The organism is Rhodobacteraceae bacterium Araon29 (assembly GCA_039640505.1).
GTDB lineage: Bacteria > Pseudomonadota > Alphaproteobacteria > Rhodobacterales > Rhodobacteraceae > CABZJG01.
In genome coordinates this window covers 1,823,874-1,838,828 of sequence record CP046865.1, presented here as the reverse complement: position 1 = coordinate 1,838,828, position 14,955 = coordinate 1,823,874, and the positions used below count along the sequence as shown (strand labels likewise).

General features: G+C 45.2%; 15 protein-coding genes. 7 read left to right on the top strand and 8 right to left on the bottom strand.

The window, feature by feature from the left end; all coding sequences use genetic code 11:
* Positions 1 to 613: 613 nt before the first annotated feature.
* The 7 genes from GN278_08920 to GN278_08890 form a co-directional block, all read right to left on the bottom strand.
* Positions 614 to 1,117, bottom strand: coding sequence for a hypothetical protein (locus GN278_08920; protein ID XAT60843.1), 504 nt, complete (start codon positions 1,115 to 1,117; stop codon positions 614 to 616).
* Positions 1,114 to 1,281: a hypothetical protein gene (locus tag GN278_08915; GenBank protein ID XAT60842.1), complete on the bottom strand. Its 168-nt coding sequence runs from the start codon at positions 1,279 to 1,281 to the stop codon at positions 1,114 to 1,116. The genes GN278_08920 and GN278_08915 overlap by 4 nt, the downstream gene beginning before the upstream one ends.
* A 38-nt stretch (positions 1,282 to 1,319) precedes the next feature.
* Positions 1,320 to 2,576 (bottom strand): FAD-dependent oxidoreductase, encoded by a 1,257-nt coding sequence (locus GN278_08910; protein ID XAT60841.1) that lies wholly within the window; start codon positions 2,574 to 2,576, stop codon positions 1,320 to 1,322.
* A 243-nt stretch (positions 2,577 to 2,819) separates the two neighbouring features.
* Positions 2,820 to 4,040 carry an aminotransferase class I/II-fold pyridoxal phosphate-dependent enzyme gene (locus GN278_08905; GenBank protein ID XAT60840.1) on the bottom strand — a complete coding sequence of 407 codons (1,221 nt, stop codon included), beginning with the start codon at positions 4,038 to 4,040 and terminating at the stop codon, positions 2,820 to 2,822.
* A complete protein-coding gene (locus tag GN278_08900; protein XAT60839.1) occupies positions 4,000 to 4,524 on the bottom strand; it encodes a gamma carbonic anhydrase family protein in 525 nt (174 codons plus the stop codon). The genes GN278_08905 and GN278_08900 overlap by 41 nt, the downstream gene beginning before the upstream one ends.
* Positions 4,521 to 5,168 (bottom strand): guanylate kinase, encoded by a 648-nt coding sequence (locus GN278_08895; protein ID XAT60838.1) that lies wholly within the window; start codon positions 5,166 to 5,168, stop codon positions 4,521 to 4,523. The genes GN278_08900 and GN278_08895 overlap by 4 nt, the downstream gene beginning before the upstream one ends.
* A 4-nt stretch (positions 5,169 to 5,172) precedes the next feature.
* Positions 5,173 to 6,078 carry a YicC family protein gene (locus GN278_08890; protein XAT60837.1) on the bottom strand — a complete coding sequence of 302 codons (906 nt, stop codon included), beginning with the start codon at positions 6,076 to 6,078 and terminating at the stop codon, positions 5,173 to 5,175.
* Positions 6,079 to 6,271: 193 nt separating this feature from the next.
* Here GN278_08890 and GN278_08885 point away from each other — a divergent pair, with 193 nt between their 5' ends.
* Positions 6,272 to 6,772, top strand: a complete 501-nt coding sequence (locus GN278_08885) for a PAS domain-containing protein (protein ID XAT60836.1) — start codon at positions 6,272 to 6,274, stop codon at positions 6,770 to 6,772.
* 91 nt (positions 6,773 to 6,863) lie between these two features.
* Here the strand turns inward: GN278_08885 and GN278_08880 are convergent, their stop codons facing one another.
* The gene (locus GN278_08880) at positions 6,864 to 8,240 is read right to left on the bottom strand and encodes a 3-deoxy-7-phosphoheptulonate synthase class II (GenBank protein ID XAT60835.1); all 1,377 of its coding nucleotides are present in this window, start codon (positions 8,238 to 8,240) and stop codon (positions 6,864 to 6,866) included.
* Between the two features lie 174 nt (positions 8,241 to 8,414).
* Between GN278_08880 and GN278_08875 the strand changes: the two genes are divergently transcribed.
* From GN278_08875 to GN278_08850, 6 genes are all read left to right on the top strand, one after another.
* Positions 8,415 to 9,413 carry a helix-turn-helix domain-containing protein gene (locus GN278_08875; protein ID XAT60834.1) on the top strand — a complete coding sequence of 333 codons (999 nt, stop codon included), beginning with the start codon at positions 8,415 to 8,417 and terminating at the stop codon, positions 9,411 to 9,413.
* A 156-nt stretch (positions 9,414 to 9,569) separates the two neighbouring features.
* On the top strand, positions 9,570 to 10,763 hold the full coding sequence (locus GN278_08870) for an ABC transporter substrate-binding protein (GenBank protein ID XAT60833.1): 1,194 nt from the start codon (positions 9,570 to 9,572) through the stop codon (positions 10,761 to 10,763).
* 103 nt (positions 10,764 to 10,866) lie between these two features.
* Positions 10,867 to 11,643, top strand: a complete 777-nt coding sequence (locus GN278_08865) for an ATP-binding cassette domain-containing protein (protein XAT60832.1) — start codon at positions 10,867 to 10,869, stop codon at positions 11,641 to 11,643.
* Between the two features lie 76 nt (positions 11,644 to 11,719).
* Positions 11,720 to 12,433, top strand: coding sequence for an ATP-binding cassette domain-containing protein (locus GN278_08860; protein XAT60831.1), 714 nt, complete (start codon positions 11,720 to 11,722; stop codon positions 12,431 to 12,433).
* A gap of 4 nt (positions 12,434 to 12,437) precedes the next feature.
* A complete protein-coding gene (locus GN278_08855; GenBank protein ID XAT60830.1) occupies positions 12,438 to 13,448 on the top strand; it encodes a branched-chain amino acid ABC transporter permease in 1,011 nt (336 codons plus the stop codon).
* Between the two features lie 8 nt (positions 13,449 to 13,456).
* Positions 13,457 to 14,749, top strand: a complete 1,293-nt coding sequence (locus GN278_08850; GenBank protein ID XAT62609.1) for a branched-chain amino acid ABC transporter permease — start codon at positions 13,457 to 13,459, stop codon at positions 14,747 to 14,749.
* Positions 14,750 to 14,955 lie beyond the last annotated feature (206 nt).

Below are 14,955 nucleotides of genomic sequence, written 5' to 3'. Positions count from 1 at the left end.
AGTAAATTTTGTCTGTAATTTTCTAGAGCTAGATAAAAAGATAGCTTTTTTAACATAATATATATTATGCGACTAAAGCATGTACTTCCGGACGATTACCATTTAAATAATTTTAGTTTTTAATTTTCCTTTTTTCTTTTTCCAAACACCCTTTTACGGGCGCCAGATATTAGTCTTTCATGTCTTCAACCAGGTTCTTCTCGTCAAAGCTCCCCTCGTTTACCAATCCAAAGTAGTCGATATGCCGTAACCTTTGAGCCCTAAGTTCCCGTATATCTGTCGGTGTGATACCCCCCACATCAGCACTCATTTGCTGGATAAGTTGCTGGGGGTATAACGTCTTATCGGAGCTCCGCATCGAGTTTGAGCTTTGCGCAGCCTCAATACGGTCGGCGTATTCACGCATATATTTGAGACTTTGCAGAGGTGGTCGCGATGCCACATGGGAAAACCCACGCTGCGCTTAAACTTCACTATCCCCATTTGCATTTTCAGAACTACTGATTTTTTGTCGCTTTGTACGTTGCAACTGTTTTCCTTCCTTTTTTTATCTTGCATTTGTACGGCTTGTAAACTGCCGGTAGCTTGACATGCTTCGGAATTAAAAAATAACCTAGAGGATAGCTGCCCTTACCTTACGAATAGCCATCAAGTCGTCCCAGTTTGAGTTCATAAACGTGTCCTTGGTAGTTTCGATGTGGCGATCAATAAAAGACTGGCCAAGCTGCATTAGCTCATCGCCAGCTTGGTATTTTAACGATCCTTTACAATGTTTTACGTCTTTTTCTCCTATTTTTCGATCGCCGCAGAAAACCTCAACCCATCCCTCCGCTAAACAATGTTTTATCATTTCAGATATGCTCTGGCGGCTGATTTTTGTCATTGCCATCAGCTCAGACTGGCTTGCAGGCTGCCGGACACATTTCGCGTGCACCACCGCCCAAGCAAAGGCATCCTTCTGAAATGTTGACCTAAGCCACTGCTGTAATCTAGTGGCGCCTTCCGCCGTGTTTCGGCGGCGGGCGTAGTTTAGGTTTAAGTCACAGATAGAGCGTAAGTACCTCAGCCGAAACTCTTCTTCCAAATTCTGTATCTCTATCGCGCTTAGGCTGTTCATTTCTTCCTCCTCAATACGATGTTTAGAACGGTGCTGGCGTACCACTCGCCGGTCGTTTTTCTATCGTGCCTCAAGTGTTCCGAGGGCGTCTTTATGCCCATCGCGTTCAGCTGTCTGGCTGTGCCAGAGTATTCCATCCCCTGCCCCATGTAAGCCTCTATCAAAGGCCACACTTCGTATTCGCGCTTAGCCGCGCCTTTTTTTACAAATGTGAAATCCGTGCCCCCATCTCAAAAACAAGGGTTTTTATCACTTTGGAACGATCTCGGTATGAATGCGTAATATCGACAGGTAAAGTTTGTTTGGAATTAGACAAAAGATATCGAGCAAACTGTGTTCCAAAATAAGTTCCTGGCCCAATACCGCGGCCAGAATACCCAAAAATACTGTAAAGATTGCTATCCAAACGCAAGATTTTGGGAATATAATTTGAACTCATTGAAATCTTTCCACTCCAATAGGATTCAAACCCTGCCGTTTTCAATACAGGAAACAGTTTTGCCATTTTTTTCTCAGCCCAACTCAAATGGATATATCGACCAAACCCCGCCGGTTGGCCCATTGCCCCAATTACAAATCTATTGTTGTGGGCTTTTCGCACTGATGTCATAATTGGCGCAGTATCCCAACATCCTTGGTCCTGCGGCAGTATGGCCGCCCAAATATCGTCGGGCAAGCTGTGAGTAACGGCTTGAAAATAATTCACGATTGCAGTTTTAGATGGGGTCATGCCAAAACCTTTTTCTGCATAGGCATTTTGCGCAAATAAAACGGTTTTTGCAACGACCTCCCCATTTGATGTGGTCACTGACCAAGAGCCTTTGCCTTGTTCTACCCGAACAACTGGAGAGTTTTCGAATATTTTTGCACCTTTGGCTTTGGCTGCCCTCGCGAGACCGCGCAAATATCCAAGTGGCTGTATGATCCCTGCCCTGTGGTCTATTAAACCGCCATGATAAGACTTAGTTCCCGTAAGTTTTGCGACTTGTTTTTGATCGAGTAAGCTCACCGGTGCGTTTCTTTCCTGCCATTGCGCATGGCGCAGCTTTAAGTCGCTCAACCCTTTTTGATTATGTGCACAGTGTATTGTCCCATTTCGCTTTGCATCACATTGGATTTGATTTTCATTAATTAACTCAAATACAAGATTGGGGGCTTTCGACAGCGCATCAACTAGTTTTTCTCCTGGTGCGCAGCCCATTTTTTCTTTGACCTTATCCGGTGGCAACCACAAACCTGCGTTTACCAATCCCACATTGCGACCAGATCCGCCGAAACCGCAAAATTTTGCCTCCAGCAAAATCACATTTAATCCTAGCTTTGCTGCTTCTAGGGCCGCTGCACAGCCTGTATAACCGCCCCCGACAACCACCAGATCTGCAATCAGGCGTTTACCAAGTGTTGGCACCTCAAATTCTTCGGCACACTTTTCCATCCAGTAGTTGCTTTGCTCGATCATCTTCTTCTATTATTCCAACATATTTTTAAAACTTCTTTTGCTTTACTTATATCCTAACAATATTTGGACAAACTCAAATAATAAATTCGATTTATATATTTTCTATAAGCAAGTAATTAGAGAAAAATGTAAGGCAGATAAAATAATATAGTTATGACTGCCATAACTGCGGCGTTAAAACCTTAAATTTAGAATTTCAAAAACTTGGTAATATGCCAAATGACGATATTTAAATATCCTAAGTCACAACTGATCTAGGGCGTTTTTAAAGGCGGAAATCAAGTCTTCAGGCGTTTCTAAACCAACGGAAACTCTAAAAAATCCCTCGCTAATCCCATTTTTCTCACGATCTGAAGCCATCATTGAGCGGTGTGATGAACTTACAGGATGGCTAAGCGTGGTTCCCACATCCCCCAAGGTCGGAGCAAACGCAATGCCATCCAAACGTTGAGTAAACAGATTTGCCGCTGCTCGTGTCTTATCAGCCAATTCAAAACTAACCATATTACATCCGTTTTCCTCAAAATGTATTTTAGCAAGGTTCACATCTGGATGGTCATTTCGCATTGGATATAGAACACGGGCTACTTTTGGATGTATTGCTAATGCATCTGCCAAATTTTCAGCCGTTTTTTGGGCTTTTTCAAACCTTAAATCAAAAGTTAATAGACCCCGTTCAGCCAACCAACAATCAAAGGGGCTTGCCGTCAGACCGGTTGTAACAGCAAAATCATAGATACGTTTGTTTAAATTAGGGTCCTTTGCTACAACATATCCCAAAGTAACATCTGAATGCCCAGCTAGAAGCTTGGTTACTGAGTGAATGGCAATATCAGCGCCGTGCTTTAATGGTTGAAAAGCTTTGGGTGTTGTAAAGGTGTTATCAACCGCTAATAAAATGCCAGCATCTTTGCAAATCGCAGAAATTCCATTTAAGTCAGCGACCCTCAAGGTTGGATTAGAGATACCCTCGATCAAAACCATTTTTGTATTTGGATTTATTGCCCGAGCGATATCTTGACTAGAAGATGCGTTGGCCAACGTAACTGAAATGCCCAAACGCGGTAATTCTTCGCCCATCAACCGCAACGAGCGCCCATAAAGCTGATCCCCCGCGATTATATGATCCCCATTAGACAGCGTTGCCATAATCGCGCTCGTCACGGCCGACATTCCAGACCCTGTCACAATCCCATTTTCTGCTGCTTCCAACCGATCCAAAATTTGCGAAAGAGCCTTGCCATTTGGATGCCCCTCGCGCGCATAGGTAAAACCGGATAGTTTCCCATCATATTGATCATCCAGCATATCAGGACTATCCGATGCATATACCACCGACGGCGAAAGTGGCGTGACAACAGGGCGGCTGGTACTTTGCGGGAACCCCACAGGGCGAATGAACGTTGTTGTATTGCGTTTCAACTCAATAAATCCTTTCCATATCGGCCATAAATCGCGCCGCATTTTGCTGGTAATGCAGAGCACTTTGCTCTAGCGACATAATCTCTTTGTCATCTAAAGAACGTATTATTTTGCCAGGTGCACCAACAACCAGAGAGCCATCGGGAATGGTTTTGTTTTCTGTAATTAATGCTCCGGCACCAATAAGACAGTTAGATCCAATTTTTGCCCCATTGAGCACAATTGCACCCATCCCTATCAACGAGTTGTTACCCACTTCACATCCATGCAGCATGACTTTGTGGCCAATTGTACAATTTTTTCCAATACGCAGCGGAAATCCCAAATCTGTATGCATTACCGTGTTTTCTTGGATATTACTTCCAGCGCCAATGTGAATTAGTTCATTGTCGCCTCGCAATGTCACACCGAACCAAACAGAGACCTTTTCTTTTAGCTCTATGTTGCCGATCACATTTGCATCTGGCGCCACCCAAGCAGAATTGGATATTTGGGGCGCCGTATTTCCAAGCGTATAAATTGTCATTTACGATCCTCAAATTCAGTATTTAACTGGCGGATACTATCAACAATATCTGGCTGCTGGGATAGCCTCATCCTCTCTGCTGAGATGATCGTCTTTAGCTTTTCTACCGAAGTATCCAGCATATCATTGACCAGAACATAATCATATTCTGGCCAATGGCTAATCTCATCCTTGGATTTCTTCATCCGAGCTTCTATTACCTCTGGAGCGTCTAACGCCCTTGTTATCAATCGCTTTTCCAGCTCACTGATTGATGGTGGTAAGATAAAAATTGAAACGCAATGCTGCCCAAGTACCGAATTTTTGATTTGCTGGCCGCCTTGCCAATCGACATCAAACAAAACATCCCTGCCCGATAGAATGGCATCTCTTACTGGTTGTTCTGGGCTGCCATAAAAATTACCAAAAACTTCGGCATGTTCAAGCATTTTTCCCTCAGACACCAAGGTCTTGAATGTTTTACGATCATGGAAGTAGTACTCTTTCCCGTTTGCTTCACCGTCTCTAGGAGTGCGTGTGGTGGCCGATATGGAAAACTCGATATCTCTATCCCACTCTCGCAATCGCGTTGCCAAAGTCGATTTACCCGCGCCAGAAGGCGAAGAGAGTATAATTAATAGTCCACGTCGTGTCGGCTCACTCATTCATTTATTCCAGATTTTGAATTTGCTCTCGCATTTGATCTATTATGACCTTCATTTCAAGTCCGATGCTGGTTAACTCCGAAAATTGGGCTTTAGCACAGAGGGTATTTGCTTCCCGATTAAATTCCTGCATCAAAAACTCCATGCGGCGCCCTACTGCGCCCCCAGCCTTCATTAGATCAGAAGCAGCTTGAATATGAATAGCCAAACGGTCCAATTCTTCAGTTACATCTGACTTCATAAAGATCAAGGCCACCTCTTGTGCCATCCGCTGTGAATCAAATTGCGCTGTATTATCAAGAATTTTTGCCGACTGTGTTTTTAAAAGACCGCGCATGTGGTCATCTCGTGCGCCCAAAAGCGCTTTAGCCTTTTCCAGTTCGGTCTTTAGGGCGTCCAACTGAGACCCAACAAGATGAAGTAACTGAGTGCCTTCTGATAAGCGCGAAGCAATAAAAGCTTCATAAAGTGGGTCCAGTGATGCTAAAATTTCAGTATAGAGTGTGTCAAGCTGCTCTTGGGACAGGGTTTTATTGCCCGTAATACCTTTGATCATCAAAAGATCCGTGGCTTTTGATGGGGCAAATGACACGCCTTGATCCATCCCATGCTGCTCAATTTTTGCAATATTATCCAATGTTTTGATCAAAATTCCTTGATCAAGAGAAAGACTGACGGTTTGGTCGTTCTCATCGCTTTGCAACTTGATTGTTAAAGTGACATTGCCCCGCTTTATCAACTGTTTTAATCGTGTTCGAACTACACTCTCTAGACCATCAATCCAATCAGGCACTCTGATTTTTATGTCCAGCCCTTTGCCGTTCACACTCCGCAATTCTGCTGCCCAGCTATGGGTTTGGTTTTCACCTATTATGGCACCAAATCCTGTCATTGATTGAACCAACGTCATCTCCTTTTTCAATAATGCTTAGTTAGTTTATTTTGTTGGATATGTCAGTGGGTTAGATTATTTTGTTAACCATTTATTAAGATTAACGTTCAATGCAATTCAAATTTGTACTAAATTCGCGAAAAGTAGCTAAACGCCCTACCCTTTTATATTTTAAAAGCTCTGCGGCCAGCATAATCGGCAATTTAAAGACATGGGAAAAATTTATATATTTAACAGCGAAAAAAGAGACTTTCTTGATTATAAAAGTAACAAAAACCCCACCTCAGCCCTTCAGCAAGTGGAAATTTACTGGGATGAGTTAACAGCAAACGAAACTGCGCCCTGGCGTTCACAAATCAGTGCAGTGAAATTAAAAGAAGTTTTGCCATATATATTTCTGATCAACTATGCCTCTGAAAATGACATATTTTTTCGATTTATAGGTGCATCGGCTAAATTAAGTTTAGAAAAGTTGTCGGTCCATACCCGATGCAAAAGCCGTGTCTACACAGATACTCAGTCAAGTTTAAAAACCTGTATAACTGACCTTTTTAAAAGCCCTGTACCTCGTAAAAAAACATGCGCGTCTGATGCATTAAAGACCTGCGAAAAGTCTTTGTTTCGCTTTGGCTTATTCCCACTTCTTGATAGACATGCACACACGACAAAGGCCATCGGAGTAATCGAAAGAAATCGTGCATTCATTAACTAATTTCTAAAAAGAGCACACCAGCAAATAGGCTATGATAACGGTCCAGACCTAATGCCCCAATGGTGCGCGCACTGCTAATGATTTGACAACGCTACACGGACAACGCAGCCTGTTTTTCCTGGGTCTCCCTGTGCATCACCAATTCTTCAGCTACCAAAAACGCAAGTTCAAGCGATTGACTTGCATTCAAGCGTGGATCACAGGCCGTATGATAACGGTCAGAAAGGTCCTCGTCGGTAACTTCCCTTACGCCCCCGGTACATTCGGTCACATCCTGACCAGTCATTTCAAAATGTACGCCACCTGGAATGGTGCCTTCGGCATTATGAATAGCAAAAAATTCGCGAACTTCTCTGAGGACACTTTCAAATGGTCTGGTTTTATAGCCTGATGACGATTTTATCGTATTTCCATGCATTGCATCGCAGGTCCACAAAACGTTGGCGCCTTCTTCCTTAACTGCATTTATAAGACGCGGCAGATGGTCTCCTACTGCGCCAGCGCCAAAACGAGCAATTAAGGTTAAACGCCCAGCCTCATTTTCCGGATTCAACTTTTCCATCAAAACCTTCAAATCCTCAACCGAGGTGCTCGGCCCACATTTTAATCCAATCGGATTTTGCACACCCTTACAAAATTCAACATGGGCTCCATCTGGCTGTCGGGTGCGATCCCCTATCCAAATTAAATGGCCCGAACCAGCAAGCCATTTTCCTGAGGTGGAATCCAACCGAGTAAGCGCTTGTTCATATTCCAGAAGCAAAGCCTCATGGCTAATGAAAAAATCAACAGTTCGCAATTCTTGCGCAGAATCAGACCCTATCCCCGCAGCACTCATAAAATCCAATGCATCGTTAATGCGCTGGGCCATTTGACGGTATTGGGCTGCTTTTTCACTTTCAGTAAAGCCTAATGTCCAACTGTGGACCTGATGCATATCGGCATATCCGCCAGTAGAGAAGGCGCGGAGCAAGTTTAAAGTGGCCGCTGATTGCGTATAGGCTTGCAGCATCTTTTGGGGATCTGGGATACGAGCTTCTGGGGTGAACGCCAGTTCGTTTATGATGTCACCGCGATAACTGGGCAGCTCTACGCCATTTTGCACTTCGGTAGGCGCTGAGCGAGGTTTAGCAAACTGCCCCGCCATCCGCCCAAGCTTTACAACGGGTACCTTTGCACCGAAGGTAAGCACCATTGCCATCTGCAAAAGAACCTTAAATGTGTCACGAATTCCGTCGGCAGTGAATTGCTCAAAACTTTCTGCGCAGTCGCCCCCTTGCAGCAAGAAAGCCTCACCACGAGATGCTGCACCCAGCTTAGCCTTTAAATTGCGTGCCTCACCCGCAAAAACCAGCGGTGGATACTTTGATAGCTGGCCTTCAACCTTCAAAAGCGCACCTTGATCGATATATTCAGGCATCTGCACCCGAGGCTTTTTCCGCCAATCAGTTTTTTGCCACTCAGACATGTTATACTCCAAGACAAGTGTTCACTGTTGATACAGTCTATACGAAAAAGATTTTGAAAGAACCATATATGTTTTTAGCTCTCTTGACGGATTGCAATAGTTTTGAGCAACTGTATTGATAAAGTCATGCTTTTGAATGTAATGCGCCAACTAGATTAAATGGAATGTGGCCTTATGAGCAGTCAACCCCAAGTAACGCCCTCGCGTCTGACACCGACCAAAACACGGCGGTTTGCATTTGTTTTGATCGAGAGCTTTTCTCTGTTGTCCTTCGCCTCGGCGGTTGATGCCTTACGAATTGCCAATCGCATGGCAGAAACCACATTATATTCTTGGATATTCATTGGGGAAGGCGGAGATACGATATCCTGCTCAGCAGGTACTTCTTTTAAACTTCATGATGATCTGATTGAACTCAAAAGAGATGACACCATCATGTTATGCGGCGGTATGAATATTCAAGCGCATAGCTCGAAAAAAATTCTCAATTGGATTCGCCGAGAAGCACGGCGGGGATTGGCAATCGCGGGTCTATGCACAGGGGCCTACCCGATGGCCAAGGCAGGAATCTTGGATGGCAAACGAGCAACAATACATTGGGAGAACCAAGATAGTTTTTCCGAAGAATTCGCTGAGGTTGACCTAACCAAGTCAGTATTCATTACCGACGGCATGCGAATGACAACAGCGGGTGGCACATCATCAATTGATTTGATGCTTAAAATAATTGCCGACGATCATGGAGAAGATTTGGCAAATGCTGTTGCCGATCAAATGATATACAGCTCGATTAGAACAGACCAAGACACCCAAAGGCTCTCTGTTCCGACACGAATTGGGGTGCGCCATCCCAAATTAAGCGCCGTCATCCAGATGATGGAAACAAACATAGAAGAACCCATTAGCCCAGCTGTTTTGGCCAAGGATGTCGGGATGTCCACCCGCCAACTCGAAAGATTGTTTCGGCGCTACCTCAATCGTAGCCCCAAGCGGTATTATATGGAATTACGACTACAAAAAGCCCGTAATCTATTGATGCAAACCAATATGAGCGTAATAAATGTGGCGTTGGCTTGTGGTTTTGCATCGCCTTCACATTTCTCAAAATGTTATCGGGCCCATTACGATACAACACCTTATCGCGAGCGTGGCAGCCACTCGGTTCGAATATAAAATGACCCCGATCGAACCAGAAAAGGTCATTTTCCTGCTTAATCGGCATCTTCAGGAAAATGTTCCTACTACTTTCAAAAGTTTAGTGCTTTTCTTTTTTTAAACACCAGCGTATTTTACCTTTTGAACGTTAAGTTCCAAAATGGGAGATCAATCATGAAAAAGTTTTTAGCGGCATCTGCCGCGACAGCATTAATGGCTGGAGCTGTATTTGCAGACGGCCATTCTAGCGAAATCAAAATTGGCGTAATTCTGGGCTTTACTGGTCCAATTGAATCGCTAACACCAGCCATGGCGGACGGCGCCGAAGTGGCGATGAAAGAGGTAACCGACAGTGGCAAGCTCTTGGGTGGCGCAAAAGTGACGCCTGTTCGAGCTGACAGCACATGTGTCGATGCCGCCGCTGCCACGGCAGCCGCAGAGCGTTTAATCACCAGTGATGGCGTCAAAGGCATCATGGGCGCTGACTGCTCAGGTGTAACAGGTGCTATCTTGGCGAATGTTGCCCTTGCAAATGGGATGGTTATGATTTCACCATCAGCCACGTCGCCAGGCCTGTCTACTGCCGAAGACAATGGGCTCTTTTTCCGGACGGCGCCGTCTGACGCACGTCAGGGTGTTGTAATGACAGAAGTTCTCATGGAAGAAGGCATCAACGAAGTTGCCGTGACTTATACCAACAATGACTACGGTAAAGGTCTTGCAGATAGCTTCCAGGCAGCTTTTGAAGCCGCAGGTGGTACAGTAACAATCAACGCCGCGCACGAAGATGGCAAAGCGGATTATTCTGCTGAAGTTGGTGCACTAGCTGCCGCAGGAGGCGATCGTTTGGTTGTGGCAGGTTATGTTGACCAAGGCGGTAGCGGCATCGTACGGGCTGCACTGGACAGTGGCGCATTCGACACATTCCATTTTCCTGATGGTATGATTGGAGCTAAGCTTGAAGAGAATTTTGGGGATGAAATCGACGGTTCTACTGGCCAGCATCCTGGCACAGATAGCGCGGGCGCTGCAAAATACACCGATATGGTAGGAGGCGCATTTGATGCAACATCACCATTCTCGCCAGAAAGCTATGATGCTGCTGCTTTGATTATGCTTGCCATGCAAGCGGCTGGTTCGTCTGAGCCAGGCGACTACAAGGCAACAGTGATGGACGTTGCAAACGCACCTGGAGAGCAGATTTTCCCAGGTGAGCTGGCGAAAGCCTTAGATATCTTGGCCAGTGGCGGCGAAATCGACTATGTTGGTGCAACTGCTGTTGAATTGATTGGGCCGGGCGAATCTGCTGGTAACTACCGTCAAATCGTTGTTGAAGGCGGTAAAATCACAACTGCTCAGTATCGCTAAAACATACAGGAAATAAATTACAGCCCGGGTTCGCTCGGGCTGTTTTCGTATAAAATGCCAGTATAGGCCATAAGCGCCTTAGAAAAGCTTAAAGGAGAGAAGCTTGATCAAGGTTGAGAATCTTCACAAACACTTTGGTGGTTTTCGCGCGGTTGATGGGGCCAGTTTAGAGATTTCTCCAGGTTCAATCACGGGATTAATTGGACCAAATGGAGCAGGAAAGACAACGCTCTTTAATGTAATTGCAGGTGTGTTGGGACCAACCTCAGGGCTGGTTACAATGGACGGCGAAGATATCACCGGGCTACCGCCGCATAGCCTATTTGAAAAGGGTTTACTTAGAACTTTTCAAATCGCCCATGAGTTTCATTCCATGACCTGTAAAGAGAACCTGATGATGGTTCCTTCAGGCCAGTCTGGTGAAGCCCTGTGGAACACATGGTTTGGACGCAAGCGGATTGCAAATGAAGAGCGCGCACTAGCAGCAAAAGCCGACCAAGTACTTGAATTTCTAACAATTGATCATCTCAAGGATCATCGGGCTGGTCAGGTGTCCGGAGGACAAAAAAAGCTCCTCGAGTTGGGACGGACAATGATGGTAGACGCTAAGATTGTTTTCCTTGATGAGGTGGGGGCTGGCGTCAATCGAACACTTCTCAATACAATAGCTGATGCAATTCAACGCCTAAATAAAGAACGCGGTTATACCTTTGTTGTGATTGAGCATGATATGGATTTCATCGGACGACTGTGTGATCCAGTTATTTGTATGGCCGAAGGTAAAGTTCTTGCGCAGGGAACCTTGGACGAAATCAAATCAAATGAACAAGTCATCGAAGCTTACCTAGGCACTGGCTTGAAGCATAAAACCGGCACATAGCAGCCTCATTTTCTTAAGCAGGAAAGTTGCTGCGCAAGAGGACCAATAATGAACATCCACCAAAAATGTGACAATCATGAGTGAGCCATTTTTAATCGGCGCGACGATGACAGGCGGTTATGGAAACGGCCCCGATATCCTGCACGCCTGTACAATAGAAGTACAGCGCGGTGAAATTGCTGTGATCGTTGGCCCAAACGGCGCTGGAAAATCAACAGCCATGAAAGCCATTTTTGGAATGCTCGCCCTAAAACAAGGTTCGGTAGAGCTAGACGGCGAAGACATTAGCCAGCTAAGCCCCCAAGATCGGGTGGTCAAAGGAATGGGTTTTGTTCCGCAAAACAGCAACATATTTTCATCCATGACCGTGGAAGAAAACTTGGAGATGGGTGCATTTATTCGCACTGATGATTTCTCAGGCACTCTTGATCAAGTCTATGATCTATTTCCCATACTTCGAGAGAAACGGCTTCAAGTTGCGGGCGAATTATCCGGAGGCCAGCGTCAACAGGTGGCCGTAGGCCGAGCCTTAATGACCCAACCTAAAGTTTTGATGCTGGATGAACCGACCGCAGGTGTAAGCCCCATTGTTATGGATGAGTTATTTGATCGCATTATTGAGGTTGCCCGTACTGGTATTCCGATTTTAATGGTTGAGCAAAACGCTCGGCAGGCTTTGGAAATAGCCGATAAAGGCTATGTCATGGTACAGGGCCGCAATGCTTATACAGATACAGGAAAAAACCTTTTGGCTGATCCTGATGTCCGCAAAAGCTTTTTAGGAGGATAAGACTATGGACTTCTTAAATGCTTTTATAGTTCTTGCAAATTTTGTTTTGGTGCCTGCAATTGCCTATGGCAGCCAGTTGGCGTTAGGCGCTTTAGGCGTAACAATGATTTACGGGATTTTGCGCTTTTCCAACTTTGCTCACGGGGATACCATGGCATTCGGGGCCATGGTGACCATTTTAGTCACCTGGTGGATGCAATCAGTTGGAATATCATTTGGCCCTTTGCCAACCGCACTCTTAGCATTGCCATTCGGGCTTTTGGGTTGCGCAGCACTCGTTCTTTTTACCGATAGAGTTGTTTATAGATTCTACCGTGTAAAAAAAGCAAAGCCAGTTATATTGGTGATTGTGTCGATGGGCGTTATGTTCATAATGAATGGGCTTGTACGCTTTATAATAGGCCCCAATGACCAACGGTTTGCTGACGGTGAGCGGTTCATAATATCTGTAAGAGAGTTCAAACAACTCACTGGTTTGCGCGAAGGCCTAGCAATAAAAACAACACAAGGCCTTACGGTTGTAACAGCCGTTATTGTGGTGGTTTTACTATTTTGGTTTCTCAACAAAACCCGTACCGGAAAATCTATGCGCGCCTACTCTGATAATGAAGATTTAGCTTTGCTGTCAGGCATAAATCCAGAGCGCGTTGTGATGGTTACATGGATAATTGTTGCTGCCCTGGCTACGATCGCAGGGGTTCTGTATGGCCTTGATAAAACTTTTAAACCTTTCACCTATTTTCAGCTGCTGCTTCCAATATTCGCCTCAGCGATAGTAGGAGGCTTGGGCAATCCACTAGGCGCTATTGCAGGTGGCTTTGTGATCGCTTTTTCTGAAGTCACCATAACCTATGCATGGAAGAAAGTCCTCAAGTATGCACTTCCTGAACATCTGGAACCAAGCAGTTTGGTGCAACTTTTAAGTACGGATTACAAATTTGCCGTGAGCTTTGTAATTTTGGTGATCGTATTATTGTTTCGGCCAACGGGACTTTTCAAAGGAAAGGCGTTCTAATGCAGCAAATGAAAAACATAACGCTTTTCGCAATAGTTGCGGGTTTAATTGTAATCACAGGGTTCATTAACAGCTGGAATACGGCTCTACTTATTTTGAACATGGGGTTAATCAGTGCAATCATGGCTTTAGGCGTTAATCTCCAATGGGGATTTGCAGGCCTCTTTAATGTTGGCATTATGGGTTTTGTTGCGCTCGGCGGTCTCGCCACTGTTCTTATCTCTATGGCACCTGTTGAAGAAGCGTGGTCTGCCGGTGGTACAAGGGTGATTTTGGGACTTGTTCTTGGCGCAATAACTGTCAGCCTCGCTGCCTATCTGTTTAATTCTTTGCCAAAGGGACGCAATAGAACTGTCGCTGTTTTAGTCACTCTTATCGGCGGCTTCTTTTTGTACAGGGCTGTTTTTGACGGCGGTGTCGAAGCCGTAGAATCGGTGAACCCTGCTGCTACGGGTTATCTTGGCGGACTTGGCCTGCCAGTACTATTAGCTTGGCCTGCCGGTGGCGTATTGGCGGCTGCAGCAGCTTGGGTGATTGGAAAAACCGCATTGGGGCTTCGCTCAGATTATCTTGCTATTGCCACTTTGGGGATAGCCGAGATTGTAATTGCTGTGATTAAAAATGAAGATTGGCTCGCGCGCGGAGTTAAAAATGTCATTGGTTTGCCGCGGCCTGTTCCTTATGAAATTGACCTTCAGAACACTGCCGACTTTGTTGATCGGGCACAAGCCCTCGGTATTAATCCGGTCACTGGCTCTACGCTTTTTGTAAAGCTTAATTACTCTGTCCTCTTTTTGGTGGTGTTGATTATCCTTCTCTGGATGGCGCAAAGAGCCTTAAACAGCCCCTGGGGCCGCATGATGAGAGCAATAAGGGATAACGAAGTTGCCGCTGAAGCAATGGGTAAAGATGTAACCCGGCGCCATTTACAGATTTTTGTTTTAGGATCCGCAATTTGCGGGATTGCCGGCGCCATGATGACGACTCTGGACGGCCAACTAACCCCAGGCACTTATCAACCTCTCAGATATACGTTTCTGATTTGGGTGATGGTTATCGTTGGCGGCTCGGGGAATAATTTTGGCGCTGTTCTTGGGGGCTTTCTGATCTGGTTCCTATGGGTTCAAGTGGAACCTATCGGATATTTCCTGATGAGTTTGATCACAATGGGTATGGCCGAGGATAACGCATTGCGACTGCATCTTATAGACAGTGTGGCACATATGCGGCTTTTGACTATGGGTTTAATTTTACTTTTGGTCCTTAGGTTTTCTCCACGCGGGTTAATCCCTGAAAAGTAGAGGGCGAAGCCCAAAACTGATTAAGGTGTATTACTTAAGAAATGGTCGTAAATTAGAGTAAAGCTGGTTGCGCAGTTGTAACCAGCGTATGCGCAGATGTTCTAATTCATAACTCGCCGAAATTGGTCCGCATTATACAAATTTAAGTTGATTTATGTGATCGCCAAGAATACCATTATACAAACATGTAATGACGGATTTTTAGA

Excerpts from the sequence above, each read along its gene's own strand:
- GN278_08870 (XAT60833.1), top strand. The coding sequence starts at position 9,570 with ATGAAAAAGTTTTTAGCGGCATCTGCCGCGACAGCATTAATGGCTGGA.
- GN278_08905 (XAT60840.1), bottom strand. The coding sequence starts at position 4,040 with ATGCGGCGCGATTTATGGCCGATATGGAAAGGATTTATTGAGTTGAAA.
- GN278_08850 (XAT62609.1), top strand. The coding sequence starts at position 13,457 with ATGAAAAACATAACGCTTTTCGCAATAGTTGCGGGTTTAATTGTAATC.
- GN278_08880 (XAT60835.1), bottom strand. The coding sequence starts at position 8,240 with ATGTCTGAGTGGCAAAAAACTGATTGGCGGAAAAAGCCTCGGGTGCAG.
- GN278_08855 (XAT60830.1), top strand. The coding sequence starts at position 12,438 with ATGGACTTCTTAAATGCTTTTATAGTTCTTGCAAATTTTGTTTTGGTG.
- GN278_08885 (XAT60836.1), top strand. The coding sequence starts at position 6,272 with ATGGGAAAAATTTATATATTTAACAGCGAAAAAAGAGACTTTCTTGAT.
- GN278_08875 (XAT60834.1), top strand. The coding sequence starts at position 8,415 with ATGAGCAGTCAACCCCAAGTAACGCCCTCGCGTCTGACACCGACCAAA.
- GN278_08900 (XAT60839.1), bottom strand. The coding sequence starts at position 4,524 with ATGACAATTTATACGCTTGGAAATACGGCGCCCCAAATATCCAATTCT.
- GN278_08890 (XAT60837.1), bottom strand. The coding sequence starts at position 6,078 with ATGACGTTGGTTCAATCAATGACAGGATTTGGTGCCATAATAGGTGAA.
- GN278_08920 (XAT60843.1), bottom strand. The coding sequence starts at position 1,117 with ATGAACAGCCTAAGCGCGATAGAGATACAGAATTTGGAAGAAGAGTTT.
- GN278_08860 (XAT60831.1), top strand. The coding sequence starts at position 11,720 with ATGAGTGAGCCATTTTTAATCGGCGCGACGATGACAGGCGGTTATGGA.
- GN278_08910 (XAT60841.1), bottom strand. The coding sequence starts at position 2,576 with ATGATCGAGCAAAGCAACTACTGGATGGAAAAGTGTGCCGAAGAATTT.
- GN278_08895 (XAT60838.1), bottom strand. The coding sequence starts at position 5,168 with ATGAGTGAGCCGACACGACGTGGACTATTAATTATACTCTCTTCGCCT.